Origin of the sequence: Staphylococcus gallinarum, from assembly GCF_029774255.1 — a bacterium.
Classification (GTDB): Bacteria; Bacillota; Bacilli; order Staphylococcales; family Staphylococcaceae; genus Staphylococcus; species Staphylococcus gallinarum.
Map to the genome: position 1 here is coordinate 479,066 of NZ_CP069082.1, position 26,814 is coordinate 505,879.

Here is a 26,814-nt window from a genome sequence, read left to right on the forward strand (position 1 = left end):
GATTTATCTATAAATGTTTAAACAATCAAAAAAGAATAGATATCCTTATTGTTAACTACAGGTAAGGGTATCTACTCTTTTTTTAAACAGTAAAAGCATGTTGAGGTATTAGATTAGGATTACCAGCCTTGACCAGCAATATTGTAGTTGTCTAGTTTGCCGGATTGTAAATCTTGGATCGCAGCTTCCAATACATTGAGCGCTTGATCAAGTTGTTCGTAAGTAATAACTAAAGGCGGTTGGAAACGTAAGACATTTCCAGCTACAGCGATAATGACAACGCCATGATCGAAACAGCGATTACAAATCTTTAATGCAGCTGTAGCATCTCGAGTCTTATTCAATTTATCGGATACAATATCGATACCGATTGATAAACCTTTGCCGCGTACATCACCAACAGCAGCATATTGGTTAACCCATTGATCCATACGTTTACGTACGTAGTCGCCTTTATCTTTACTTGCTTGCAGTAAATTTTGGTCCTCAATCATCGACAAAGTAGCTAGCGCAGCTTCACAGCTAACTGGGTTTGCCCCAGTCGTAAATAAGTGAGCTGGTGCATCTAAATAATCCATGATTTCAGCTCGGCCAACAATAGCAGACATCGGGAGACCACCGGCAAGTGATTTACCGAAAGTGATGATATCAGGTTCGATATCAAAGTGTGAAACAGAACTCCATTCACCAGTTCGACCAAGACCTTGTTGAATATCATCAACAGCTAACAGAATACCATGCGCTTTACACAGAGCTTGTAAGGCTTCAAAGTAACCATCAACTGGCTCTAATAGACCGCCATCACCTTGGAATGTTTCAATCATGATGCAAGCAACTTCTTCAACGGGAACGTATTTTTCAAACATTTCTTTGAGTGGCGCTAAATAAGATTCAACAGAATTAGCTTCTGTATTGCCATACATGCCACGATATTTATCAGGATAAGGGATGTGATAGAAACCAGGTAACATGGGACCATACTTTTTACGCATATTTAAACTAATTGCAGACATGGATAATGAACCATAAGTTGATCCATGATAGGCATTAACGAAACTGATAACGTAAGGTCGACCGGTGTAAGCTTTTGCTAATTTGATTACGCCATCATTAGCATCGGACCCAGACAAGCCGAAGAGTACGCGTTTGTCGTAATCACCAGGTGAAATTGCACATAACTTTTTAGCTAACTTCACGAGTGGTTCATGGTACATGTAGGCTGGTGTGTAATGTATAAAGCGGTCAACTTGTGCCTTAATGGCATTCGTTACAGGTTCAGGTGCATGGCCGACATTTTGTGAACTGGCACTGGATAGTAAGTCTATATATTCATTGCCGTCAACATCGACTAAAGTTGCACCATAGCCGTGTGAGATAGCTAGAGGATAATACGGTATTCTGCCAGGTTTAGCAAAGTATTGATTATCTTCCATGATGATTTTTTCAGATTTAGACATAATTAATTCGCCTCCCAAGATATGGTGTTTGAGTTTAGCACTATATCATTCGAGGTCCATGTCTTTAAAATACGCATAATACCTCGTTTCATGTTATGCAATAGCGCTTTTGTTAGCTTTAAAATGTAAAACTATAGTTCGTAATCTATGCTATATGTAAAAATATACTAATGATTATCTGACTTGTAAATATATTCTGAAAATTTAAAATTGAATAAAACTAAAATTAGATGTTATTTTCCCAAAAAGGGAAAAATAACATTTATGTATTAAAGTTTTATACAATGACATTAGCAATTATTTTATTTTTTAAAAGTTGTATAAATTATAAAAGTTAGGGTATAAAACTTAAAAGTATTATTCCTGAATTGCTTTAACATGAAAAATACAATTAAATAAGAGTTATTTAATTTCGAATAACGCAACACGCATAAATAAATTTCAAGTAACTAAGCACACAGTAGATAGAGAGAATGTAATTCTTAGGGAGGAATTTATATGATTTATGCTGGTATCTTAGCAGGGGGCATTGGTTCTAGAATGGGAAACGTACCTTTGCCAAAACAATTCTTAGATTTAGATGGTAAACCAATATTGGTGCATACAGTAGAGAAATTTCTGCTAACTAATGAATTTGACAAGATATACATTGCAACACCGCAAAAATGGATTTCACATACCAAAGACACATTGAAAAAACATAAAATCGATGATGACAGAATTACCATTATTCAAGGTGGCGCAGATCGCAATGAAACAATTATGAATATTATTGCAGCGATAGAAGCGGAATCTGGAGTTAATGAAACGGATGTAATTGTTACTCATGATGCTGTAAGACCATTTTTAACAAGAAGAATTATTAAAGAGAATATTGATCAAGTCATACAACATGGTGCAGTCGATACGGTTATTCCGGCAACGGATACCATTATTACTTCAGCCGATGGAGAGTCGATACAATCTATACCAGTAAGAAATGAAATGTATCAAGGACAAACACCGCAATCGTTTAATATCAATTTATTGCGCTCGAACTATAACAAATTATCTGCAGAAGATAAGCAAGTGTTAACGGATGCTTGTAAAATACTTGTTGTTAGCAATGAACACGTTCAATTAGTGAATGGTGAATTATACAACATTAAAATTACGACACCTTATGATCTCAAAGTAGCTAACTCAATCATAAAGGGTGGGATGTCGAGTGATTAATCAAGTATACCAACTCGTTGCACCAAGGCAAATCGAAGTCACGTACAATAATGAAGATATTAAAAGTGATCAAGTCGTAGTTCGACCGTTGTATTTATCCATTTGTGCAGCTGATCAACGCTATTATACCGGAAGTCGTAATCAAAGCGTCTTGCATAAAAAATTACCAATGTCATTAATACATGAAGGTGTTGGAGAAGTTGTTTACGATCAACAAGGTGAAATTGCAGTAGGAACGAAGGTGCTATTGGTTCCGAATACGCCTACTGAAGTAGACGATACGATTTCAGAGAATTATTTAGCGAGTAGTAAATTTAGGTCGAGTGGTTTTGATGGATTTATGCAGGATTATGTATTTATGGATCATAATCGACTTGTAGAATTGGATGATTCGATAAAGGATTTAAGTACAATTGCATATTCAGAATTAGTAAGCGTGAGTTGGCATGCAATTCAACGATTTAAACAAAAATCTATTTCAAATAGAAAGAGTTTTGGAATATGGGGAGATGGTAATTTAGGATACATTACAGCAATGTTGCTACATAAACTTTATCCTGATGCCAAAATTTATGCTTTTGGTAAAACAGACTTTAAATTAAGTCATTTTTCTTTCGTAGATGCAGTTTACCATATTCATGATATTCCAGAAGGTGTAACATTTGATCATGCTTTCGAATGTGTAGGTGGTAAAGGAAGCCAAGCTGCAATCAACCAAATGATAGATTTGATTTCTCCTGAAGGCAGTATTAGCTTACTAGGTGTTAGTGAATATGGCGTTGAGATTAATACGCGTATGGTATTAGAAAAAGGACTCACCTTGTTTGGTAGTAGCCGAAGTGGTGCGCAAGATTTTAAGGATGTAGCGCAATTATATAAAGATAATCCAGATATTGTAGAAAAGCTATCTTTATTAAAAGGTGAAGAATATGAAGTCAAAACCATCAACGATGCAATACAAGCATTTGAAGCAGATCTGTCTACATCATGGGGAAAGACAGTGATTAAGTGGACAATGTAGCATACGTAGATAATACACAAATTAGAATTGTACAACGTTAAAGTGAAGCTAGTTGATGAAAATATAAACCAACGTACTTAGAGAGGATTTGTTAAATTGACTCAATCAAAGTTTATAATCGATCATATATATTGGGAACGAATACAATTATATATTGAAGGTCATGTTGAAGGTATTGCGTTAAATGATAAAGCTATTTACCTTAGAAATTTGACAGAAACTAAGCAATTGTTAGCGAATCAGGTAACGATTGAGGATAATCATTTTACTGCACGATTTAATGTTGCCATTTTAGATGATGGGAATTATTTACCAAGTGGAGAATATCTTGTCGTTTACAAGGGTGATTATGATTATATTGCGCAAGTAAATGATACCTTATTAGACCCTACTAATTATGAGTTGTCAGAAGAAGCGATAGAACAATATGAAACTCAAGAAACAATAAACAGTAAACATAACTTTTTACTAGATCATTATAAATGGGTATTTAAAAAAGGCGGGAATTCAAAGCAAACAGAATATAGCGTCAAGCCTATGATATCTAGTGAAGTAAATGAATTTGTCTTAGATATTAACTTTAAAAGTCCAGCACCAAAGGTAAATCCATTAAAAAGAAAAATAGATGAACTAAAGGCAAAATATAATAAATACTCATATAATATAAGGGATTTTACCTTTAAAACAATATTCAATATAACGAAGTTTTTCCATTTGAGAAAAGGCAATACAGTATTGTTTACATCAGACTCTCGGAGTGATATGTCCGGTAATTTCTTGTATGTATACGAAGAAATGTTACGCCAAAATCTAGATGCTCAATATCAAATACATGCATTATTTAAATCAAATATTTCAGCACGAAGAAATTTTATAGATAAGTTTAGATTTCCTTATTTATTAGGTAAAGCTGATTACATATTTGTAGATGATTTCCATCCATTGTTATACAAGGTTAATTTTAGAAAAAGCCAAGAAATCATACAAGTATGGCATGCAGTGGGTGCATTTAAGACGGTTGGTTATAGTAGAGCAGGTAAAAAGGGCGGTCCTTTCTTTAACTCTGTGAATCACAGAAACTATACCAAGGCATTTGTATCTTCAGAAACGGATATTCCATTTTATGGAGAAGCATTTGGCATAAAGGAACAGAACATTATTCCAACAGGTGTACCTCGAACGGATACATTATTTGATGAGCAATATGAACAACAAATTGTTGCTGAAATGGAAGCTGAATTACCGATTATTCAAAGTAAAAAAGTTGTGCTCTTTGCACCAACCTTTAGAGGAAATGGTCATCATACAGCGCATTATCCATTCTTTAAGATCGACTTTGCACGCTTGGCACAATATTGCCAAACAAATCAGGCTGTAATTTTATTTAAAATGCATCCTTTCGTTAAAAATAAACTGGAAATACCTAGGCAATATCAAGAATATTTTGTAGATGTTTCAGAATTTAGAGAAGTAAATGACATATTATTTGTCACGGATATCTTAATTAGTGATTATTCATCACTTGTATATGAATTTGCAGTATTTAAACGACCAATGTTGTTTTATGCTTTTGATTTAGAAGATTATATTACGTCGCGTGATTTTTATGAACCTTATGAAACCTTTGTACCAGGAAAGATTGTTGAGACATTTACTGAACTTATGATTGCACTAGAGCATGGCGACTATGAAGCGGAAAAAGTAGAGCCATTCCTTAATAAACACTTTAAATACCAAGATGGACGTTCTAGTGAAAGATTAGTTAGAAATGTGTTTGGTAGTTGATTCATACTCAGTTACATGCATAGAGACGACTTGATAAAGGTGGAATAAATAATGAAATTTTCAGTGATTATACCTAGTTATAATTCAGAAAGGTATATAGCCGAATTACTCGATAGTTTGAAGAATCAAACAATTGATAAACAACAATATGAGGTGTTATTAGTCGATGACTGTTCGACGGATAAAACACTAGAAATTGCTAAAACTTATGAGAATAAGATGAATTTAATAATAAAACGTTTAGAACAGAACTCTGGAGGTCCAGGCAAACCAAGAAATACAGCTTTGAAAATAGCACAAGGGGAATTTGTCTTCTTTGTGGATTCTGATGATTATATACACCAAGATACATTAAAAGATGTGCAACAGTTTATTGAACGTAATAATCAGGACGTGGTTTTAGTGAAAATGGAAGGCGTTAATGGTCGCGGAGTTCCAAAATCAATGTTCACTGAAACAAAGGCTGATGTTGCAATTGAAGATTCTAGAATCATTTATACATTAAGTCCAACGAAATTTTACCGCACAGCATTACTCAGAACGCATGATATTTATTTTCCAGAGCATATTAGAAGTGCTGAAGATCAAATATTTACCATGCAAGCCTATGTGAATGCTCAGAAGATAGGTGTGTTAGCAGATAAATCATATTATTATGCAACGAGACGCGAAGGTGAACATATGAGTGCTGCTTATGTGGAGCCTAAAGATTATTATCAAGCAATGCAACAAATCGTACGTGCTATTGTGCATAGTAAGACACTCAACAGCACTGATGCCGTATTACGTATATTTATCGAACGACACTTTAGTTTCTCAAGAACGACGCAATTTTCATTGAGAATTGCTGATGATAAGAAAGCTGAATGGATGGACGCAATTGGTGACTTTATTCATGAAATACCAGAGCGAGTTGATCAAATTGTTAGTGATAATTTAAAGCCATTATTATATTATGCGCGAAAAAAGGATCTATATCATTACCAAAAAGTGGAAGAAGGCTATCAAAATGGTGATATCTATGATATTAGTGCACATAAGAATAGTCTAACGTTACAGTTTGGAGAAGGAGAACCATTTTTCCACTTTGAGAATGCAGTCAAACCCGATATCAAGATGACTGACTTTACCTTTGATGAATCAGGAGTTAATTTGGAAATTGAATTTCTGAAAACATTGATTAATCCAAATCAATTAGCATCTAAGATTCAGTTGAAGCTAGTATCTAGAAATAAAAAGGAACTGATCTATATCCCTTTAGCAGTAAATGATAAGACGCGATTTAAATTTAGTATTAAGCATAATGAGTTAGTGCCATTTTTATTGAAAGAAAGAACTTGGGACTTATTCTTAGAGATGCGTGTCGATCAAATGACAATAACGAAACGGATTGGAAACAAGCGCGCTAAATATCGTTATGACAAAGAGACTAGTACAATTGTCAAACATGGTGAACGCTATTTTAGATTTACACCATATTTCACAAAAGACTTCGATAATTTATCATTCTATATAATTGAAAATGAATTAACACAAATGCTCAAACCGAAATTAGTTGGTAAACATCAAATTCAGTTGGAGTGCCAAGAATTTAATTATATCTTGAAAGAAGGTATTGCAACAATTAAGTCAGATGCGACATTTACAATAGGGTATTTATCGGTGAGTAAGACACAGCAACGATATAACTATCAAGTTGAAGTACCAGATAAAATGAAAAATAAAAATTTAAAAGGTCAATTTAATATCGAACTTCCGAATTTAAATTTAGAATTTTAAATTGAAAAATGATGTGTGAATCAATGTTAAATTGGTTCGCACATTTTTTAATTACAATGTTATTGATAATGGTTTTCAATTATAGTATGGTTTTAATAATACTATAAATAATTTATAAAAATGTACTTAAATTAATGATTGAAGGGATTTATAAATGGAAAAGTCTAACATCGATGTGAAAGATTTAATTAATATTGGATTATTTACTGCCGTGTATTTTATCTTTATTGCACCGCCAGGTATCTTGGGTATTATTCCGATATTTATGCTATTGTTGCCTGCAATGATAGGTTTGATTGGTGGGATACCTATTTTGTTATTAATCACGAAGACGCAAAAGTTCGGCGCAGTAACAATTTGTGGCAGTATGATTTGTTTGATTCTTGCTGTAATGGGTCATCCTTGGATTGCTTTAGTGCTCAGCATTCCAGTAATTGTAATTGCCGACTGTATTTTAGCATGGGGTAAATATAAAAATTTAAAGCTAAATTATCTTGGTTATATGGTATTTTCATTATGGCCAATTGGGAATTTGTTGCCGTTTTACTTTATGAGAAATGATTATTTGCAATTTATACAGCAAAAATATGGTATTGCCTATGAAAGTACTGTTGCAAGCATATTCTCAATACAGATGATTCCTATCATTGTCATAGCAACATTGATTGGTTCATGGGCGGGCTTCTGGATAGCAACACAAATATTGAAGAAGCATATGAAACGCGCAGGTATTATTTAATATGAATAAAACTATGGATATAAACAAAGGAAGTTTATTATTAGATCCAAGAACTAAAATGTGTCTTATGTTCATTGTTTCAATTATAAGTTTAACAGGAAGTGAAGCTGTTCCTGCAATTTATATACGACTTTTGGTGATGTTATTACCGATAGTATTATTGTTAACAATTAAAAAATTTATACAAAGTATATTGTGCGCAAGTATTATCATGGTTGCATGGATGGTAGAATCGGTGATTTATATTAATTACGCTCCTATATATACCCTTATATTATTTATAACTGCTGGTATCGTTACAAGATTTTTACCAGCACTACTAATGGGTTATTATATTTTGAAGACGACAGAAGTAGCAACATTTATCACTAGTTTAGAACAAATGCATTGCCCACGAAAATTGACGATACCTTTATCAGTTATGTTTAGGTTTATACCGACGATTAAAGAGGAAGGACAAGCGATAAAGCGTGCAATGAAAATGCGTGGTATAGATTATAAGTACGCCCTGCTACATCCGTTAAAGTATCTAGAATTTAGAGTAGTACCTTTATTAAACAGTGTGATAAAAATTGGTAACGAGTTATCGATGGCTTCAATTACTAGAGGTTTAACATTACAACACGCTAGAACAAACATGATTACTTTAACCATTAGGGCAGTCGATTGGATAGTCATCATTGTAATGATGTTATTAGGTATACTTTATTATGTAATATGAGGGATAAATATGATTGAAATTAAAGATGTATCATTCAGCTATAAACAGACGGATGGTATGAAACAATTAAAGGATATAAATTTAAATATTAATAAAGGTGAAGTCATTTGTTTAGCAGGGGCTTCCGGATGTGGAAAATCTACATTAATACGTTTGTTAAATGGCATCATTCCAACCTTTTTTCAAGGTGATATATCTGGTGTGATTAAAGTGGATGATCAATCTCTATTTGATCAATCAATGGATGATATTTCACGTTGGTATGGTACCGTATTTCAAAATCCTAGGACACAGTTTTTTTGTTTAAATACAACACGTGAGCTAGCTTTTGAATCAGAAAATATAGGACTACCAGCATCTCAGATTGTAGAGAGCCTGACACAGAGTGTTGAGAAATTTGAATTAGAACAATTACTGGATCGTTCTATTTTTAAGTTGTCAGGTGGGGAAAAGCAATTGATCGCCTGTGCAAGTGTTTATATTACTGGGCACCAATGTATTATTTTAGATGAGCCCTCATCGAATCTGGATATTAAGGCAATAAAGAAATTAACACGCATGCTAGAGATTTGGAAAGCTGAAGGGAAAACAATCATTATTGCAGAACATCGATTACATTATATGATTGATATTGTCGATACCTTTGTCATTATGGAACGAGGTCGTATAGTAAATGAATTGACCAATCAATCATTTAAACAACTGACGACAGAAGATATACAGCAATATGGTTTGCGAAGTACAACGATAGAACAATTACAATTTAAATGTGTAAAAAATCAAGGATATCGCACACTTAATATTGAGCGATTGCAATTTAAATACCAAGGACAACAAAGTCTAGTGTTAAACATAAATCCAGTTAAATTAGAGTTTGGAGCAATAACAGCAATCATTGGAGAGAATGGTGCAGGTAAATCAACTTTAGCACGATGTTTAACAGGACTAGAACGTAAGATGAATGCACAAATAACAATAGATGATCAATCACTTAATGCCAAAGACTTGGCAAAAATGGTATTTCAAGTATTCCAAGATGTAAACAATCAATTGTTTACCGAAAGTATTGAAGCGGAACTACGATTAAGTAATGATTCTATAGCTGAAGATCAAATAGTCAAACGTTTGCGCGAACTAGGCATTTCTGAACATATTGAACGACACCCATTATCTCTGTCAGGTGGTGAAATGCAACGCTTAGCGATTGCAAGTGCACTAGAATCTAATAGAAAGATTTTAATTTTTGATGAACCTTCGAGTGGATTAGATGGAAGAAATATGCGCAAGCTTAGTACATTACTGAATGAATTAGCACGATCTGGACACATGATAATAATTATTACGCATGACTTCGAATTTGTTACGTATTGTGCAGACCACATCGCTACAATGGAAAATGGCCAAATCATAGATTACTGCGACAATAATCCGCTCAATCGTGATAGGTTAGCCCATTATATTGGATTATAAACATGAGCCTATTGTAGTAAAAGTACAAATAGCATGCTTGGTACATGCTGTGTTGCAAAAATAAAAGCAAATATTAAATTTAAAAAGATCAATCAGTTTTTAAACATTTGGCGTAACTTAGCTACATCTATTTGATGTATGGCCAAAATCATTTAACCTCTGGTTGATCTTTAATATGTATAGCGTCATGTGTGCAACGCGATAATATTAGTTTAAGTTATGATGTTTTCCGTCATTATTTGGAGATAGCATCATATATTGTATCGTTGCTGTCTCTAATGAAATAGATAATGGTAGTTTATTGCTATGCAAAGTTAACGTAGCTAAAGGATGATTAGATTGATTTATTTGTTGTAATACTTGTGGATCAATAAACGTATGGTTCAATTGCGCAGAAATCATATTCGTAATCAATCCGTGTTCAGGATTTAAAATTCTATTAAATACAAAATACTCATTTGTATAAGGTGTCGTAACGGACATAACTAAAGGCGCTGTATTTGTTAATGCATTATTTTTGTTAATGAGTAACATATGAAAATCACTATTCACCTTACAAACAATGCCGTTTGGTAAGCGCAATATATATTGATCAATAAATGGTGCTAATAAACTATAAATATAAACAATTGGCATCGTATTTTGATGTTGATCTATAAGCATGACCTGATCATCATCAGCTGCATAAAGTGGAAAGCCGATTCCAGCTATTTTCCCATTTAAGTCTAATAAAAGGCGAGATAATAATATATGTGATTCACTTATACTATTTTCGTAGTATTTTAATAAACTGCTATAAGTCACATTGTTAATAATTAACTTATTTGAATGTGGTACTAGATAGCTAATAAATTGCATAAATGTTTGCTTTAAGTCAGAACAGGGCTGAATAAATTTGTTGTGAATTAAGTCGTGAAATAACTTGAGATCACTATTAATATAATAATTAGTTGCAGGATACATTGTGATTGCATTGATTATTTCAGGTATCGTTTGATATTCAGTTAAAAGATTATCTATTACAATACCTATGCCCATATTGCGATATCTCTGAGTTAGTAATTGCATGATAGATTGGAAGTATTCGTCTTCCCAATTTGCAGGATTAAATATCAATGTCAAATACCTTAATATAGATTGGCGTTTATCTGTTTTGGCCAATGGCCTGATAATTGCGTTATGTATGGAATGGAAATGATCAACAGTTGCAACGGTTAATGTAACTTTAAAGTCATTACTTGCTAACCGTTGGATAATATTTAACAATTTCTGTAACTCTAAATTATTAAGATATTTAATGTCTACATTATGAATGTGTAAATTCACTTTCGAGAAATTTTCCGCAATCAATGACTCAAAATGGCTTTCTGAAAAATTAATCAGTTCATATAAATTGTTTAGTTGAATCACGTTAACCATCGGTTCAAAGTGATTGTTAAATTGTAAGTCATCTAAATTTATATTAGAAATTACATTGTTCTTTAATTTAATATTCTGTTTTAGTTGAGATAAATATTTCGAAATATATTCAACGTCTGTATGAATTTTGACAGGGTGATCGCCTTTCATACTACGATAGTGATAAATAAATTTTTTTGGAGGCATATGAACAAAATTTTTAAAATGCTTTGAATAGGTACTCACATTAGTAAAGCTAAAATGTGTTGCAGTCTCATGTATAGATTTACTATGTTGTACTAAATCATACAAGGATAATGCGACTTTTAAGGATGATACATAAAACTTAAAATTTATATTGAGCATTCTTGAGAACATAATAGAAATATATGATTGTGAAATGAAGAATTTTTTTGAGACATCTTGTGTAGTTAAATGCTCATGTATATTTAAATTAACGTAGCGAATTAATTTTTGTGCCAGTAAATTTTTGGTTCGTAAAGTAGGTACATAAGTAGTATGTAATGTGACTTTGGCTTCCTTTAACAAAAAATCAACAATGTCTGCTACGTAATGTAACTGACCATTGGTCAAATAGGCTTCATTATATAAAATTTGTAATACCAAAGTTCTGAATTGATCAGTATTACGAATTTGTGCAAAATCAAAATAACAATTGGATAAAAATTGCTCTTGTTCAAAAAATATGGGAAGTGGAATCTTTAATTCGACAACATCATCTAATTTAATCATTTGATATAAATCTGAATTATTTATAATTAATCCATTATCAACGGACAAAATAATCCCATTTAAATTAACCTTACATGGTTTATTTAATGGAAGTAGTATAATAATTTGGTTTATGCAGCGCGTAAATTCAGTTGAATAATCTTTTCTTACAGTTAATGAGCTAATCATAAATACCACCTAAGTCAGAAATTAGAACTATCAGTTAATAGTAATAAAATCATTGTACATCTGTAATAAGAAAAAAGAATGATAATCCCACATTATTATTAAAGTGACGATATAAATTAATAAATAGCACTTTTGCGGAGAATTTTTCAAAAATTGTAAGTAAATTAATAATAATTTGAAGTGGTGTAGTAATAAACGTATAATCTTAGCATTAATATGTTAAAAGATAAAAAAAGAGATCTAAAAACACTGCCTGAAAGTGACTTTAGATCTCTTATTATTTTCGTCCATAGGAACGAAGTTATACTGAGAATGTTGTGTTATTTACTTTGTTTAAATGGGTGCATAAAGTTTAATTCTGGGAATGGAATATAACTATGATGATAGATGGCAAGTTAAATAGCCGTTTATAACACATAAAATACATCCTCACACAATATTATATAACTAATAATCTTCTAATACAATATACAATTATTTTGTTATTTAATTTATTCTGGGCTTTAACTGAGCTGTTTGCTATTAAGGGTACACGAATTGTCAGATTAAACGAATGAGAAAACTTATAATAAGATTTATTTGCTGTCTTTTCTATATAGATCATATGCTTTGTAAAGAAATAAAATAATCGTAATGACTAAGAATAGAGTAAATAGACCATTGAAGATGGAATTGCTATAAATTTTAAAAATTGTAATAGAACTTAAGCCTTCTAAAAATACTGAACCGGTTGTTTTAATTTCAAAAAGATCAAATGCAAGTAGCGTTAATGAGATAAGCGTCATGTATCCGAGCGTAATAATAAAGAGGTTAAACAAATCGACGAAAAATATTTTTCTCATAACAACCAGCCTCCTCTCTTACTTTTATATTGCCAACTAATCAATGATTTAAAGCTTGGTTTAATATAATTTACATAAAATTTACAATCAATAATTAGGTGGTATACAGAGTGGTTGTCGAACAAATATAATATTTATTGATAATAAATTAACTAAAATTACAAGATTCGTAAACAAATTTAATTCTAAATTGTTTTGAATGTGTGTTTATTGTGTAAAATAATAAGTAAGTTTCATTTTTATGGAGTTGCAGAGGAGGGAAAGTATGTATAAGGCTATTATTTTTGATGTGTATGGTACTTTGTTTGATATGGATTCATTAAAAAATGAAATGATTGAGTTTGATGAAGATACTGCAACAAAGATTACTAAGTTATGGCAAAAGACTCAATTAAGACATATGTTTATGAGGCAGGTTATGCAAAGATATATCCCTTTTGATGAATTGACGAAAGACTCACTACGACATACTTTAAATGTTTATGATATTCAATATAATAGAGAAGATATTAATAGATTGTTTGAAGCGTTTTTTAATTTAAATTATTACAAGGAGATACCTAAATCATTAGCCAATTTAAGAGATAAAAATATTGATGTAGGTATACTATCAAATGGTAATGATAATATGTTAATGCCACTCATAGATAATTCAGAACTAGGTGGTTATATCGACACACTTATTAGTGTTAATGAAATTAAACAATATAAACCGAGTGCTGCAAGTTATGCACTTGTATTAGAGTATTATCATATGAATAGAGAAGATATATTATTTGTCTCTTCAAACTCATGGGATATTACTGGTGCTAGTAACTTTGGATTTGATACAGCTTGGGTAAATCGAACAAATAAAAAGTTTGATGTAAACGGTCCAACACCAACGATAACGGTAAGTAATGTGAGCGAAATGGTGAAATGGCTAGAGTTAAATCATAAATAAAAAAGCAGTAAAATTCATGTTTAAGTCGACATGAATTTACTGCTTTTTTTATATTTAGCGAAGCTAAATATGCTTATAAAAATAAGGAGAACTTTAAAATTAAAAAAACTATATTCGCTACACAAATAATATATCATGAATAAATGATATTGTGACCTAACAGTTATGTCACATTTAGAATTTCACTATGGAATTTAGGCTTCCAATAATATAAAAAGATTGCAGTTATCTCTACAAAGATCATGAAAATTTTAGTTAATTCAAACATACATAAGCATAAAATGGGTATGGTTAAGCAGTAATAAAATTCATGAATAATAAAATAGTTATTAAAATTATTATTAAAAGATATTAATTAGGAGGGCATCATGGTTATTTCAAAAAGGTTCACAGCAATTGCATTACCTGTATTTTGCATTATTTTAGTACTCGCTTTATTTATTGATTTGCCAGTATCTAAACATTTTATGAATCAAAATTCAATCTTTGGGACAGTATTTCAAGATTTAGGTCTTTTTCCGCCAACTGTTATTTTGATTCTTTCAATGATTATTTTGAATTTTTATGTGTTTTCAAAGTTTGAAAGTAAATTGATTAAATATATCATTTTATTTTTATCTTTTATTTATACTTTGATAAAAGCTAATACTTTGGTATCTGAAACATTTAAATATATCTTTGCAACAATGGACAATATTGAACGACATAAGCCATTAGGTGTGGCTAGTAATGAAGGTGATACCAGTAATGCATTACCAATGGGGCTAAGTTTCTTAATCACATTCATTTTACTTATGTTAATTACATTATTTGTTACAAAATTTTGGTTACAACAAGTGACTCAAACAGAGATAGAAAGATTAGTTCGCGTTGCATTTGTTAGCTTTTTTGTATTATTAGTAGGATTAGAAACGATTGATAGTTTGAAGGAATTATGGGGGCGAGCAAGACCTTATGAAATTGGTCATGACGGCGCACATTTTACAAATTGGCTTACAATCAATGGTAATACTGGTCACAGTTCATTTCCATCTGGTCATACAACTGATGCGGCTTATTTAATGTTTTGGGCATTTTACTTTAAAACACGTGTTGCCCAAAAGCGTATGTTTATTATTGCATTTATGTTTACTATTATCATGTGTGTGAGTCGTTTACGTATTGGTGCACATTTCTTAGGCGATGTAACCATGGCCTTTACATTAATTACTTTATTGATGATAGCAGCAGATTATATGATTTATAAATGGAATGCAAAACACTTACATTAAAATAGAACAGAACATTAATATAAGTACCTAGGATTCTGTTTGTTAAACAGAATCCTAGGTACTTATTGTATTAGATTATGTTTATATTAATTTTCAAATTTATTTGTAATTATTTTTTATTAGTGTTAAGTTTAATTTAGAATTTAATAAGAATTGCTAGGGGTGCTTGTTAGCTGAAAGAGACATTAGTCTCAACCCTTTGAACCTGATCTGGTTAGTACCAGCGTAGGGAAGCAGAAAAGTACAGTATAAATGGAAAGTCTATAGAGTAGATTTTTATTTACTGTCGCTTCACTAAATATGTGATTTTCGACCAGGTCTCCTAGCAATAATAAAATGCTAAGGAGTTTTTTTTATGAAACAAGAAAAAATAGAATTAAAAAAGCAATTTCCATCAAGTCAAAGGATTTGGGTGAGTGGAGAAGATTCAGATATTCAAGTTCCATTTAGAGAGATACAACTTTCACCAACAGTAACAGAAGAAGGAACAACGGTTAACAAACCGGTGTTAGTCTATGACACTGCAGGTCCATATCATGATACTAGTTATACAGTTGACGTGCAAAAAGGTATACCCAAATTAAGAACACCATGGATAGAAGATAGAAATGATACATTGGAATATGAAGGTAGGAAAATTGTCTCACTGGATAACGGATTTAAATCTAATAATCATAAAAAATTTGTCGAGACACCATTTAAATATCAACCGAAAAAGGCAAAAACAGGACAAAATGTTACACAAATGCATTATGCGAAACAAGGTATTATCACGAAAGAAATGAAATTTGTAGCTAAACGAGAAGATGTCTCACCTGAATATGTGCGTTCAGAAATTGCACGAGGACGTGCGATTATTCCTAATAATGTCAATCACCCTGAATCAGAACCAATGATTATAGGTAAAAACTTTCAAGTGAAAATAAATGCTAATATTGGTAATTCGGCAGTCAGTTCTTCTATAGAAGCTGAAATAGAAAAGTTGGTTTGGGGCATTCATTGGGGGGCAGATACGATTATGGATTTATCTACTGGTAAAAATATCCATGCTACGAGAGAATATCTATTGAGAAATTCCCCTGTTCCTGTTGGCACTGTGCCTATCTATCAAGCATTAGAAAAGGTAGATGGTTCTGCTAAGGACTTAACTTGGGAAATTTATCGCGATACTTTAATTGAACAAGCAGAACAAGGCGTTGACTACTTCACGATACACGCAGGCGTATTATTACGTTATGTCCCGACAACAGTGGATAGATTAACTGGTATTGTTTCAAGAGGTGGATCTATCATGGCACAATGGTGTTTAGCGCATCATGAAGAAAGCTTTTTATATACACATTTTGAAGAAATTTGTGAAATAATGAGCCGTTATGATATTGCAATTTCTCTTGGAGATGGATTAAGACCCGGGTCAATATATGATGCAAATGATGAGAGCCAAATTCTGGAATTAAAGACATTAGGGGAATTAACTGCAATAGCTTGGGAATATGACGTACAAGTGATGATTGAAGGGCCAGGACATGTTCCGATGCATAAAATAAAGGAAAATCAAGACTTAGCTGATTTCCATTGTCAAGAAGCGCCTTTTTACACATTAGGTCCATTAACAACAGATATTGCACCAGCCTATGACCATATTACGTCTGCAATCGGGGCAGCCCAAATTGCTAGTTATGGTACAGCAATGCTTTGTTATGTTACTCCAAAAGAGCATCTGGGATTACCTAATAAAGACGATGTGAGAGAAGGTGTTGTCACGTATAAGATTGCAGCACATGCAGCTGACTTGGCAAAAGGTGTCAAAGGAGCACAACAAAGAGATGATGAAATTAGTAGAGCACGATTTGAATTTAGATGGTACGATCAATTTAATCTGTCGCTAGATCCTGATAAGGCACGTTCATATCATGATGAAACACTACCTGCTGAAGCAGCAAAGGTTGCCCATTTCTGCAGTATGTGTGGGCCTAAATTCTGTTCGATGCGTATCTCTCACGATTTAAGAAAGCACAATGATTTAAAAGAAGAAGGATTGAAACAAAAGTCTGAAGAATTTGTTTCAAAAGGTAGTAGGATTTACCGTTAGAGATAGAGTTTTGGGCGAAAATTCCCATTCTTAAAATAAGAGAACTATGCTATGAAGTGATGCTCCCTTTAAAGTAGTTACTGAAAAACGTAAACTTTGAAGGGAGCTTTTTATGATCCCAAAAGAAAATGAGCTTTACTCAAATATAACCACAGCGCATTATAAATTATATAATAATAGCGGTATAAAATATTGAGAAGTATTAGGTCGAGACTCCTAAGGAAGCAGTGTCAGTTGAAGGCCGAGGCTGAGACGGCATCTTAGGAAAGTGAGATAATAATATAAATATTGTAAAGTAAATCTTCTAGCTAAAAGTCTGAATGTATATAGCACAAATTAATGTTTCGTACTTTGAGAAGGATTTAAATCTAATTGATAGAATGCTAAATCTAACCATTTATCAAATTTATAACCTACATTTTGAATGGTTCCAGAATGTTTGAATTTAAATTTTTTATGCAAGTAAATACTATAATCATTCGTAGCGTCAATGCCTGCAACAAGTGTTCTATAGCCATTATTACGAGCAGTTTGGATGATTTCAGCCAGCAATTGTGATGCAATCCCTTTTCCTCTATGATGTTTATTTACATAAATAGAGTGTTCAATAGAATATTGATAAGCGGGCCAATCTCTAAATGTACCATAAGTAGCGAAGGCTATCGCTTCACCTCTTTCATCGTATACAAGAACAGGCTCTTGTTTATTAAGTTTATTTTCAAACCAAGTTTCACGTGATGCCAAAGTTTGAGGTTTATAAGTATAAACAGCGGTAGTATTCAAGATCGCATCGTTGTATATTTCTAGTATATTCGGTAAATCTGATTGCTTAGCATGACGTATCATAGCGCATCCCACCTTATATTAAAGTAAATTAGAAATCACTATCACAGTTATAAAAGTATGGCATTCATAATTAATATGAAACACTTAGTTAAACCAAGATATTTACGATGAGTGATTTAATACTATTTAACACTTAATTATTAAGTTCTGCAATGTATTGTTGTAAAAATTCTCCTCATTTATTTAAATATTTGGAATGCGAAATAACATATGGACTAGTCCAATTCTAAATGTATTGTGCTATACTTATATTCTGAAATATAAGTGCTAACATTAAAGGAGTATAAAAGAAATGAATAAGCTACTAAGGATAGTTGGTGTCATTTTTATTTTAATTGCAATTTACTTTTTAGCTAAGCCTCATATTGATAATTATTTAACAAAGAAAGCCGATGAAGATAAAATAACGGAATACGATAAAAAACAACAATTTTCTGGTGAGATTCCCAAAGATAAATCTAAAATGGTAGGCTATATTGAAGTGCCTGATGCTAAAATTAAAGCGCCAGTATTTCCAGGGCCCGCTACCCCGAAACAATTAGATCGAGGCATTAGTTTAGTTGAAGCAGACGAATCATTAAATGATCAAAATATAGCTATAGCTGGTCATACTTTCGAAGGCTCGGATACGTATCAATTTTCAAATTTACCTAAAGCACATAAAGGCAGTGTCGTTAACTTTAAAGTTGGGAAGGATAAGCGAAAGTACAAAATCTCAAAAATTTATGATGTGAAACCTAGTGATGTGAAAGTGCTAGATGAACAACAATCAAAGCAACACCAACTTACATTAATTACTTGTGATGATTATAATAAAAAGACAGGACAATGGGAAAAACGCAAAATATTTATTGCTAAAGCAGTATAAAGCATAACGAGTCTGGAATACAAATTCCAAAAAATAGCACTCAGATGATTGAATTCAATTTATCTGAGTGCCTTTTTATTTATTATTTCGTATTATTGGCTCGCTTTCCTAGGGGCCAGCTTCAGCCTGTAGTCTTCAGCTTGTCCTGTTCCCACAGGAGTCTCGCCAAAACACACCAAATTTATATGTGATTATATATTAATACACCTTAAAAATAAGGCGCTTTCGTATAATTTAATATGCATTCTGTACTAAATTAACAAGGTGCCTTATGTATCAGGCATATGGCATGTCTCAGACGCGTCTGTTATATATTTATTCATTTTTTAAAACATTAACAAAACGTTGCGTAATTTCTTTAGGCCGCGTGATTGCACTACCTACAACAGTACAATGTACCCCGAGTCTATCAACAATTTGTAACATTTCTGGTGTGATAACATTACCCTCTGCAATGACTTTTGCATGTACATTGGATAATACATCCTTTAAAAATTGGAAGTTGTCTTCATATAGCACATGTCCGTGTGTATATTCAGTGTAACCATGTAATGTTGTACCAATATAATCGAAACCTAATGCATCGGCGTGTTGGGCTTCTTCTATCGTTGAAATATCTGCCATAATTTCGATATGAGGTGCTTTATTACGGATATATTTAACTAAATCCGCAAGAGATTCATTGGGACGTGGTTGGGCTGTAGCATCTAAAGCAATTACGTCACAACCACTGTCGAGTAATTCATCTACCTCAGTACGTGTTGCAGTGATAAAGACTTTTGAATCAGGATAGTCTCTTTTAACAATCCCGATAATAGGTAAATCAACTTCCTTTTTAATTGCGATAATATCGTCCTTTGAATTTGCTCTAATACCAACAGCGCCACCTTGATAAGCAGCTAATGCCATCTTAGACATGATAAACGATGAATATAAGGGTTCATCTGCCAAAGCCTGGCAAGAAACAATTAAACCTTGAGGTAACATAATGACACACTCCATAACGTTTAGTAGTTTTTTCTTAACAGAATATTACTGATAGGTTTAATATAACATCGAGAAATTATTAATCAATAGATATATTTGTTATGAAAAATGTTTTCATTTATACTAGAGAAAATTAACTGAAAAGGGTGGTCATATAGTGAAGTTTGAAAATAGAGTGCAACGTTTTCGCCAACGTTTTACCAAGACAGATAAGCAAATCGTAGAGTTTATTCAAAATAATGAATTTAATGATGATTTTTCTACAATTAATTCACTTGCTTATGCAATAGGAACTTCGCCAGCAACAATCACACGTTTTAGTAATAAGTTAGATTATGAAAATTTCCAAGATTTAAAATTTAATTTGCAACAAGAAATGACCAATAGGGAAATCGAAAATAGTCCATTGATTCAGCGTATACACAAATATCATCAAGATATTATCCAACAAACAGGTGAATTTATTTCTGATGAAAAAATTAAGCGTTTTGTTAATCAGATTAATCGAAGTAAGCAAATTATTTATGCTGGTTTAGGTAGTTCTGGACTGTCAGCAACAGAATTTTATTATCGCATGATGCGCTTGGGTTTAAAGGGGAATGTATCAACCGATGCACATCAAATGAAGATCGTTGCTTCGTTATTGACGCAATCTGATACGTTTGTAGCTATTTCGAATAGTGGTGAAACTGTAGAATTGATTGCTGCAGCTAAAATTGCTCATGATAATGGGGCATTTGTGGTAGCAATCACTAATTATGAGGGCAGTTCAATAACTGAATGTGCAGATTTGGTATTAATTACGACTGATCAATCTAGAATCAATGATAGTAGATTTGTAAATACTCAAATCGCAACATTATTTTTGATTGATATTGTCAGTTATTTGTTGCTTGATGATGATTATATGCATCAAGTTTATCAGAATACAAAGAAAGTAATATTAGATGCGTAGTGTGTTATAGCTAGATTTGAAGCACGCCTGCCACGAGTGTCCTCAGCTAATAAACAATTCCCATCATGTGTTAGTCCCATGGGAATCGACATGTCGCAACTATCAAGTAATAGTAAGAAAGTACTTCGAATGATGATAATGTAATGAAACAATCAAAGTGAATTAGTATTGCTTGGAATTAATAGAGAGGCAGCATAATGCTGCCCTTTTTATCTATGCCCTGCTTGATTGTAATACTTGTCTATCAAAACATTAAATAAAGCGCCAGTATTTAGCTGAATAATCTAACTAGCGAATATATAAACAAAGTATCAGAAAAACAAATATTACTCAGTTAAAATTTAGCAACCGCTCCAAATAATGCTGCATCATTTTGGCATTGCATTGTCTGTATGACCGCATGGCCATAATTATGTGGTAAATAAGTTGTTATATGTGGAACGATAAAAGACAAAAGTTTATCTTGTTGAGCAGAAATACCGCCACCAATTAAAATAAGACCTGGATCATATATAATTTGAATTTGTGCTATACCTTCTGCTACTGATTGTCCCCAACGATTCAGTAGCTTCTGAGCTTCTTGATTACCTTCATGAGCATATTTGAAGATGAATGGTACATTAATATTCTTAAAATTTAAATTTGCTGACAGTTGTGACTTAAGTGCAGTTGTTGATGCACGTTGCTCAAAGTTTGTTCCTTCTTCTGGATGGTAAAGTAAGTAACCAATCTCATTTGCGCGATGCCTTTCTCCACTATACAAGTTACCTATTTTCGAATAAAAAGCACCACCGATTCCAGTTCCAATCGTCAGACAAAATATATTGTCGTAATCGTAATTATATTGTGATAATTCTCCTAATAGCGCAGCATTTACATCGTTATAGACATGTACCTTAGCGTTGAGAGGGGATAACACGTTTTTAAAATTTGTCCCACTATAATTAGGTATAGTGGGACCCGCATACACAATTTCCCCATTCACCTCATTCACAACACCAGCTGTAGAAATACCAACATTCAATTCCTTTAAATTATATTGTACTTTAAATTGTTCCACTAAATGTATAACACAATCAATAATCAGTTCATTTTGATTATCAGGAGTTGGAATAATTAGATGATCTATTATTTGATGATCATTTATCACTGCCGCCTTTATAGATGTGCCACCTACATCTACTGCTATTTTATAAGAAATCATAAGAGTCACTCCTTCTTTAAAATGATTTTTGAAAATGTTTTTCATTAAAACATGATATAAATGGTTATATTTTTCAATAATCTATTGATACTCATTATGGTAGCGTTTACAATTTGAGTTGTAAATAGTAATTTTAGACATTTTGTAATTGTGCATATTAGTCATATTTATTAATAAATTGGGGGTTAGTTGTGTTATGAAAAAAGAATTAACAGGATTATTTGCCGCTTTATTGGTTCCATTTGATGAAAATGGAGACATTAAAGTAGATGGTTTAAGAGAAATTGCAAAAAATGCAATTGAAACTGAACAGTTAGATGGATTATATGTTAATGGAAGCTCTGGGGAGAACTTTTTATTAAACACAGATCAAAAGAAACAAATATTTAAAATTGCGAAAGATGCTGTTACTGATGATACTAAGATGATTGCTCAGGTAGGATCTTTGGATCTTAAAGAAGCTATAGAGTTAGGGAAGTATGCCACTGAATTAGGATATGATGCAATATCTGCGGTTACACCCTTTTATTATCCTTTCTCGTTTGAGGAAATTAGAGATTATTACTTTGATTTAATAGAGGCAACACAAAACGACCTAATCATTTATGCAATACCAGATTTAACAGGTGTTAATATTTCAATTGACCAATTTGAATCTCTGTTTAATCATGAACGAATTATTGGTGTTAAATATACAGCACCTAATTTTTATTTGTTAGAGCGTATACGAAAAGCCTTCCCAAATAAGTTGATTCTTTCAGGATTTGATGAAATGTTGGTTCAAGCTGCTATTTCCGGTGTTGATGGGGCGATAGGTTCTACTTATAACATCAATGGTAAGCGTGCTAGACAAATATTTGAAGCTGTGCACCAAGGTAATGTGGCAGAAGCATATCAATTGCAACATGAATCAAATGACATTATTGAGACGGTATTAGAATTAGGAATTTATCCTACATTGAAGGAAGTATTAAAGACACGTGGTATCGACAGTGGACTGCCGAAGAAACCATTTAAACCATTTGATGAGCGACACAGAAATAAACTCGATCAATTAATTAAGGCATATTCGTTATAAGGTTAAGACATCTAGTTAGGAGTTGAAGTGTATGCATCAAGTTGGATTTGGATTTTGGAATTGGATAGCAGTTATTATTTATCTCGTAGTCATGTTGTTAATCGGTGCTTATTTTACTAAAAGGGCAAGTCAAAATACAGATAGTTTCTTTACCGCAAGTGGTCGATTGCCGTCTTGGGCAGTTGGTTTCTCAATTTATGCAACAACTTTAAGTGCAATTACGTTTATGTCGACTCCCGAAAAAGCATTTTTGACGGACTGGGCGTACATTGCGGGCAACATTGCCATTGTTGCAATCATACCGCTACTTATTTATTTTTATGTGCCATTTTTTAAAAAGTTAAAGGTTACTTCCGCATATGAATATTTAGAGGCTCGGTTTGGTCCGAGTGTACGTGTGATAGGATCACTTTTATTTGTATTATTTCATTTAGGTCGTGTAGCAATTGTAATATACTTACCCACGTTAGCGATTACTTCTGTTTCAGATATGAATCCGATTGTCGTTGCTTCTTTAGTAGGGGTATTGTGTATACTTTATACATTTTTAGGTGGCTTTGAAGGAGTGGTGTGGAGTGATTTTATCCAAGGTGTCATTCTTCTAGGTGGTGCGGCTGCGATTATTATTCTAGGGGTAACACATATTCAAGGCGGATTCGGTACACTTGTTAATGATGCTATTGAACATAAGAAGATTATTAGTGCTGATAATTGGAAGGTAAATGCAGCAGCTGCATCAATACCAATTATCTTTTTAGGTAATATCTTTAATAATTTACATCAATATACTGCAAGTCAAGATGTTGTACAAAGATATCAGGCATCAGAATCTATGAAAGAAACGAAACAATCACTTTGGATGAATGGTATTTTAGCATTAATTTCTGCGCCATTATTCTATGGAATGGGAACAATGTTATATTCATTCTACAATCATGAAGCTAACTTGCCATCAGACTTTAATACATCTTCTGTTGTGCCGTATTTTATATTAACTGAAATGCCACCTTTTGTTGCAGGATTATTAATTGCTGCTATCTTTGCAGCTGCACAATCCACAATATCGTCGAGTTTGAATTCAATTTCAGCATGTATTTCTGTAGATATTAAGCATAGGTTTTTTGGAAAATCGAGTGATAAACAGGAAGTGTTATTTGCACGTTGGATGATAATCGTCTCAGGATTATTCGGTTATGGTATGTCAATTTATCTTATCATTTCTAATTCTAATGGTTTGTGGGATTTATTCTTACTAGTAACGGGTCTCGTAGGTGTGCCACTTGCTGGTATCTTTGCTGTAGGAATATTTACAAAACGTACGAACACATTTGGTGTAATCTGTGGATTAATCTGTGGCATTCTCTTTGCCTACTTATTTAATGGTATTGGCGGAGGGAATTCACCCTTCTTTGTATCTATTCTGTCGTTTGCAATCGCATTTGTCTTTTCTTATTTAATTAGTATTGTGGTGCCAGGGGCATCTAAAGACATTCAAGGACTGACAATTTATGACAGACATGCACAAACAACTTATATTTCTAAAACAAAAATTGAGTGACGATTATAAGCTTTGATGGGGCATATTATTTTCAATTTCATAATGTAATCGTTAAGATATAGCTATTAATGAAAGTTTGAAAGCGAGGAATCTGAATAATGTCTACATTAGTAATTATTGCACACCCAGATATCACCAATTCTACAGTGAATAAAAAGTGGCGCGATGCATTGTCTGAGCAAGAAGATTTAGTGACAATTCATGAATTATATCCTGAATATCCACACGGTAAGATTGATGTTGAAAGAGAGCAAAAGCTATTAGAAGCACATGACCGTATCATTTTCCAATATCCATTATATTGGTACAGTAGTCCGCCAATGCTTAAACAATATTTAGACGAAGTATTCACTTATGGATGGGCTTATGGTTCTACAGGTAATGCATTAGCAGATAAAGATTTTGCTATTGCTGTGTCTATTGGTTCAGCACCAGAATCTTATACATCAGAGGGAAATGTTAAATATTCAGTTGAAACATTATTAAGTCCGATGATAGCAACGACACGTTTCGTTAAAGCTAATTTTGCAGGTATTCATAAACTTTATGGTGCTTTGAATATTACGCCAAGCCAAGTTGAAGAAAATGCGAAAGATTATATTGAATTTATTAAGCAACTTGATAAATAACATTTTTTTAAGAAGGCTCATGAATCAAAATCATGGGCCTTTTTTCTATATGTAACTGTCTCAATTCACTATGATTCAATCTAGATTATAGATATAATGTAGGTATTATATAACAAAGGATTTGAGGGGAAAATAGATGGTAAAAGCAATAGCAGTTGATATGGATGGTACATTTTTAGATAGTAAGAAAAATTATGATAAAGAAAGATTTGAATACATTTATCAGCAACTTCAGCAAAAAGGGATTAAGTTTATTGCAGCGAGCGGCAATCAATATGCTAAATTGAAATCAATATTTGGTGAAAGAGATATGTTATTTGTAGCAGAAAATGGAGCAGTCATTTACGAAGGTGATCAGTTATTAGATTATCGTTCGTTTGATAGAGTGCTATATCAACGTATAATAGATTACTTAAATATTGAACGTGGTATTAAAAATTTAATCGTATGTGGATTGAAAAGTGCATACATATTAAAGGATACGCCTGAAATATTCAAAGATGTTGTTAGATTTTATTATCATCAATTACAAGAAATTGACTCATTTCAAGATTTACCGGAGGATGAATTTGTTAAAGTTGCTTTAGATATAAATAGAGATACTCATCCAATGCTTGATGATGAGTTAACTCAACAATTTGTAGATGAACTGAAACTGGTTTCAAGTGGTCATGATAGTATTGATTTAATTATTCCTGGTATAACGAAAGGCTATGCCTTGGAGCGATTATTACAGAAATGGAATTTTTCAGCAACAGAACTCATGGCTTTTGGTGATGCGAATAATGATTTAGACATGTTACAACTTGCTGAACATAGTTATGTAATGAAAAATAGTCATGATAAAACATTGTTTGAAGTTGCTAATTATGTGGCACCAACAAATGATGAACAAGGTGTATTAACTGTTATAGAGGATAAAGTGTTAGAGCAATAAGTAACAGTAATATATAATTAATAGATTATATTTTTCTAATTATTTATCATTACATGAATTAATACATTATAAACATATTACTTTAATCTACGTTTCTA

22 protein-coding genes and 1 riboswitch are annotated in these 26,814 nt (G+C 32.5%); of the genes, 16 read left to right on the forward strand and 6 right to left on the reverse strand.

The genetic code is table 11. The annotated features are described in order from the left end of the window. Positions 1 to 119: 119 nt before the first annotated feature. Complete coding sequence (locus JN168_RS01990; protein WP_279526131.1) at positions 120 to 1,457, reverse strand: aspartate aminotransferase family protein; 1,338 nt, start codon at positions 1,455 to 1,457, stop codon at positions 120 to 122. Positions 1,458 to 1,955: 498 nt separating this feature from the next. Here JN168_RS01990 and JN168_RS01995 point away from each other — a divergent pair, with 498 nt between their 5' ends. From JN168_RS01995 to JN168_RS02025, 7 genes are all read left to right on the forward strand, one after another. Next, a complete protein-coding gene (locus JN168_RS01995; RefSeq protein ID WP_042740328.1) occupies positions 1,956 to 2,672 on the forward strand; it encodes a D-ribitol-5-phosphate cytidylyltransferase in 717 nt (238 codons plus the stop codon). Continuing rightward, complete coding sequence (locus JN168_RS02000; protein ID WP_279526132.1) at positions 2,665 to 3,693, forward strand: zinc-binding dehydrogenase; 1,029 nt, start codon at positions 2,665 to 2,667, stop codon at positions 3,691 to 3,693. Before JN168_RS01995 ends, JN168_RS02000 begins: the two co-directional genes overlap by 8 nt. A gap of 96 nt (positions 3,694 to 3,789) precedes the next feature. Continuing rightward, on the forward strand, positions 3,790 to 5,478 hold the full coding sequence (gene tarL / locus JN168_RS02005; RefSeq protein ID WP_042740326.1) for a teichoic acid ribitol-phosphate polymerase TarL: 1,689 nt from the start codon (positions 3,790 to 3,792) through the stop codon (positions 5,476 to 5,478). Between the two features lie 51 nt (positions 5,479 to 5,529). Next, complete coding sequence (locus JN168_RS02010; protein ID WP_042740325.1) at positions 5,530 to 7,257, forward strand: glycosyltransferase family 2 protein; 1,728 nt, start codon at positions 5,530 to 5,532, stop codon at positions 7,255 to 7,257. A gap of 154 nt (positions 7,258 to 7,411) precedes the next feature. Beyond that, a complete protein-coding gene (locus tag JN168_RS02015; RefSeq protein WP_042740324.1) occupies positions 7,412 to 7,996 on the forward strand; it encodes an MptD family putative ECF transporter S component in 585 nt (194 codons plus the stop codon). A gap of 1 nt (position 7,997) precedes the next feature. Then, positions 7,998 to 8,717 (forward strand): energy-coupling factor transporter transmembrane component T, encoded by a 720-nt coding sequence (locus tag JN168_RS02020; RefSeq protein WP_042740323.1) that lies wholly within the window; start codon positions 7,998 to 8,000, stop codon positions 8,715 to 8,717. 9 nt (positions 8,718 to 8,726) lie between these two features. After that, positions 8,727 to 10,187, forward strand: a complete 1,461-nt coding sequence (locus JN168_RS02025) for an ABC transporter ATP-binding protein (RefSeq protein WP_042740322.1) — start codon at positions 8,727 to 8,729, stop codon at positions 10,185 to 10,187. Positions 10,188 to 10,394: 207 nt separating this feature from the next. Here the strand turns inward: JN168_RS02025 and JN168_RS02030 are convergent, their stop codons facing one another. Further along, complete coding sequence (locus JN168_RS02030; protein ID WP_042740321.1) at positions 10,395 to 12,506, reverse strand: helix-turn-helix domain-containing protein; 2,112 nt, start codon at positions 12,504 to 12,506, stop codon at positions 10,395 to 10,397. 575 nt (positions 12,507 to 13,081) lie between these two features. Beyond that, entirely contained in the window at positions 13,082 to 13,348 is a 267-nt protein-coding gene (locus JN168_RS02035; RefSeq protein ID WP_042740320.1) for a hypothetical protein, read from the reverse strand. Between the two features lie 265 nt (positions 13,349 to 13,613). Here JN168_RS02035 and JN168_RS02040 point away from each other — a divergent pair, with 265 nt between their 5' ends. From JN168_RS02040 to thiC, 3 genes are all read left to right on the forward strand, one after another. Continuing rightward, positions 13,614 to 14,291 carry a haloacid dehalogenase type II gene (locus JN168_RS02040; RefSeq protein ID WP_042740319.1) on the forward strand — a complete coding sequence of 226 codons (678 nt, stop codon included), beginning with the start codon at positions 13,614 to 13,616 and terminating at the stop codon, positions 14,289 to 14,291. A gap of 368 nt (positions 14,292 to 14,659) precedes the next feature. Further along, complete coding sequence (locus tag JN168_RS02045; RefSeq protein WP_042740318.1) at positions 14,660 to 15,562, forward strand: phosphatase PAP2 family protein; 903 nt, start codon at positions 14,660 to 14,662, stop codon at positions 15,560 to 15,562. A 148-nt stretch (positions 15,563 to 15,710) separates the two neighbouring features. Continuing rightward, positions 15,711 to 15,811: riboswitch (TPP riboswitch) on the forward strand. A gap of 106 nt (positions 15,812 to 15,917) precedes the next feature. Further along, positions 15,918 to 17,654, forward strand: a complete 1,737-nt coding sequence (gene thiC, locus JN168_RS02050) for a phosphomethylpyrimidine synthase ThiC (RefSeq protein WP_042740317.1) — start codon at positions 15,918 to 15,920, stop codon at positions 17,652 to 17,654. Positions 17,655 to 17,990: 336 nt separating this feature from the next. Here the strand turns inward: thiC and JN168_RS02055 are convergent, their stop codons facing one another. Continuing rightward, positions 17,991 to 18,500: a GNAT family N-acetyltransferase gene (locus JN168_RS02055; RefSeq protein ID WP_042740316.1), complete on the reverse strand. Its 510-nt coding sequence runs from the start codon at positions 18,498 to 18,500 to the stop codon at positions 17,991 to 17,993. Between the two features lie 292 nt (positions 18,501 to 18,792). Here JN168_RS02055 and srtA point away from each other — a divergent pair, with 292 nt between their 5' ends. Further along, complete coding sequence (gene srtA / locus JN168_RS02060; protein WP_042740315.1) at positions 18,793 to 19,368, forward strand: class A sortase SrtA; 576 nt, start codon at positions 18,793 to 18,795, stop codon at positions 19,366 to 19,368. Between the two features lie 315 nt (positions 19,369 to 19,683). On the opposite strand, the gene JN168_RS02065 is transcribed toward srtA, so the two are convergent. Continuing rightward, the gene (locus tag JN168_RS02065; protein ID WP_042740314.1) at positions 19,684 to 20,355 is read right to left on the reverse strand and encodes an N-acetylmannosamine-6-phosphate 2-epimerase; all 672 of its coding nucleotides are present in this window, start codon (positions 20,353 to 20,355) and stop codon (positions 19,684 to 19,686) included. A gap of 157 nt (positions 20,356 to 20,512) precedes the next feature. Here JN168_RS02065 and JN168_RS02070 point away from each other — a divergent pair, with 157 nt between their 5' ends. Beyond that, positions 20,513 to 21,310: a MurR/RpiR family transcriptional regulator gene (locus JN168_RS02070; RefSeq protein ID WP_042740313.1), complete on the forward strand. Its 798-nt coding sequence runs from the start codon at positions 20,513 to 20,515 to the stop codon at positions 21,308 to 21,310. A 334-nt stretch (positions 21,311 to 21,644) separates the two neighbouring features. Here the strand turns inward: JN168_RS02070 and JN168_RS02075 are convergent, their stop codons facing one another. Next, positions 21,645 to 22,514 (reverse strand): ROK family protein, encoded by an 870-nt coding sequence (locus JN168_RS02075; RefSeq protein WP_042740312.1) that lies wholly within the window; start codon positions 22,512 to 22,514, stop codon positions 21,645 to 21,647. Positions 22,515 to 22,710: 196 nt separating this feature from the next. Here JN168_RS02075 and JN168_RS02080 point away from each other — a divergent pair, with 196 nt between their 5' ends. The 4 genes from JN168_RS02080 (at position 22,711) to JN168_RS02095 (ending at position 26,716) form a co-directional block, all read left to right on the forward strand. Then, the gene (locus tag JN168_RS02080; RefSeq protein WP_042740311.1) at positions 22,711 to 23,592 is read left to right on the forward strand and encodes an N-acetylneuraminate lyase; all 882 of its coding nucleotides are present in this window, start codon (positions 22,711 to 22,713) and stop codon (positions 23,590 to 23,592) included. 31 nt (positions 23,593 to 23,623) lie between these two features. After that, positions 23,624 to 25,150, forward strand: coding sequence for a sodium:solute symporter family protein (locus tag JN168_RS02085; protein WP_042740310.1), 1,527 nt, complete (start codon positions 23,624 to 23,626; stop codon positions 25,148 to 25,150). Positions 25,151 to 25,248: 98 nt separating this feature from the next. Further along, positions 25,249 to 25,779 (forward strand): NAD(P)H-dependent oxidoreductase, encoded by a 531-nt coding sequence (locus JN168_RS02090; RefSeq protein WP_042740309.1) that lies wholly within the window; start codon positions 25,249 to 25,251, stop codon positions 25,777 to 25,779. Between the two features lie 136 nt (positions 25,780 to 25,915). Further along, positions 25,916 to 26,716 carry a Cof-type HAD-IIB family hydrolase gene (locus JN168_RS02095; RefSeq protein ID WP_042740308.1) on the forward strand — a complete coding sequence of 267 codons (801 nt, stop codon included), beginning with the start codon at positions 25,916 to 25,918 and terminating at the stop codon, positions 26,714 to 26,716. Positions 26,717 to 26,814 lie beyond the last annotated feature (98 nt).

What these genes read in the sequence shown, in the direction of transcription:
- JN168_RS02015 (WP_042740324.1), top strand. Translation starts at nt 7,412, where the DNA reads ATGGAAAAGTCTAACATCGATGTGAAAGATTTAATTAATATTGGATTA.
- JN168_RS02025 (WP_042740322.1), top strand. Translation starts at nt 8,727, where the DNA reads ATGATTGAAATTAAAGATGTATCATTCAGCTATAAACAGACGGATGGT.
- thiC (WP_042740317.1), top strand. Translation starts at nt 15,918, where the DNA reads ATGAAACAAGAAAAAATAGAATTAAAAAAGCAATTTCCATCAAGTCAA.
- JN168_RS02010 (WP_042740325.1), top strand. Translation starts at nt 5,530, where the DNA reads ATGAAATTTTCAGTGATTATACCTAGTTATAATTCAGAAAGGTATATA.
- JN168_RS01990 (WP_279526131.1), bottom strand. Translation starts at nt 1,457, where the DNA reads ATGTCTAAATCTGAAAAAATCATCATGGAAGATAATCAATACTTTGCT.
- JN168_RS02085 (WP_042740310.1), top strand. Translation starts at nt 23,624, where the DNA reads ATGCATCAAGTTGGATTTGGATTTTGGAATTGGATAGCAGTTATTATT.
- JN168_RS02090 (WP_042740309.1), top strand. Translation starts at nt 25,249, where the DNA reads ATGTCTACATTAGTAATTATTGCACACCCAGATATCACCAATTCTACA.
- JN168_RS02045 (WP_042740318.1), top strand. Translation starts at nt 14,660, where the DNA reads ATGGTTATTTCAAAAAGGTTCACAGCAATTGCATTACCTGTATTTTGC.
- JN168_RS02055 (WP_042740316.1), bottom strand. Translation starts at nt 18,500, where the DNA reads ATGATACGTCATGCTAAGCAATCAGATTTACCGAATATACTAGAAATA.
- JN168_RS02030 (WP_042740321.1), bottom strand. Translation starts at nt 12,506, where the DNA reads ATGATTAGCTCATTAACTGTAAGAAAAGATTATTCAACTGAATTTACG.
- JN168_RS02080 (WP_042740311.1), top strand. Translation starts at nt 22,711, where the DNA reads ATGAAAAAAGAATTAACAGGATTATTTGCCGCTTTATTGGTTCCATTT.
- JN168_RS01995 (WP_042740328.1), top strand. Translation starts at nt 1,956, where the DNA reads ATGATTTATGCTGGTATCTTAGCAGGGGGCATTGGTTCTAGAATGGGA.
- JN168_RS02035 (WP_042740320.1), bottom strand. Translation starts at nt 13,348, where the DNA reads ATGAGAAAAATATTTTTCGTCGATTTGTTTAACCTCTTTATTATTACG.
- JN168_RS02075 (WP_042740312.1), bottom strand. Translation starts at nt 22,514, where the DNA reads ATGATTTCTTATAAAATAGCAGTAGATGTAGGTGGCACATCTATAAAG.
- JN168_RS02020 (WP_042740323.1), top strand. Translation starts at nt 7,998, where the DNA reads ATGAATAAAACTATGGATATAAACAAAGGAAGTTTATTATTAGATCCA.
- JN168_RS02065 (WP_042740314.1), bottom strand. Translation starts at nt 20,355, where the DNA reads ATGTTACCTCAAGGTTTAATTGTTTCTTGCCAGGCTTTGGCAGATGAA.
- JN168_RS02040 (WP_042740319.1), top strand. Translation starts at nt 13,614, where the DNA reads ATGTATAAGGCTATTATTTTTGATGTGTATGGTACTTTGTTTGATATG.
- JN168_RS02095 (WP_042740308.1), top strand. Translation starts at nt 25,916, where the DNA reads ATGGTAAAAGCAATAGCAGTTGATATGGATGGTACATTTTTAGATAGT.
- srtA (WP_042740315.1), top strand. Translation starts at nt 18,793, where the DNA reads ATGAATAAGCTACTAAGGATAGTTGGTGTCATTTTTATTTTAATTGCA.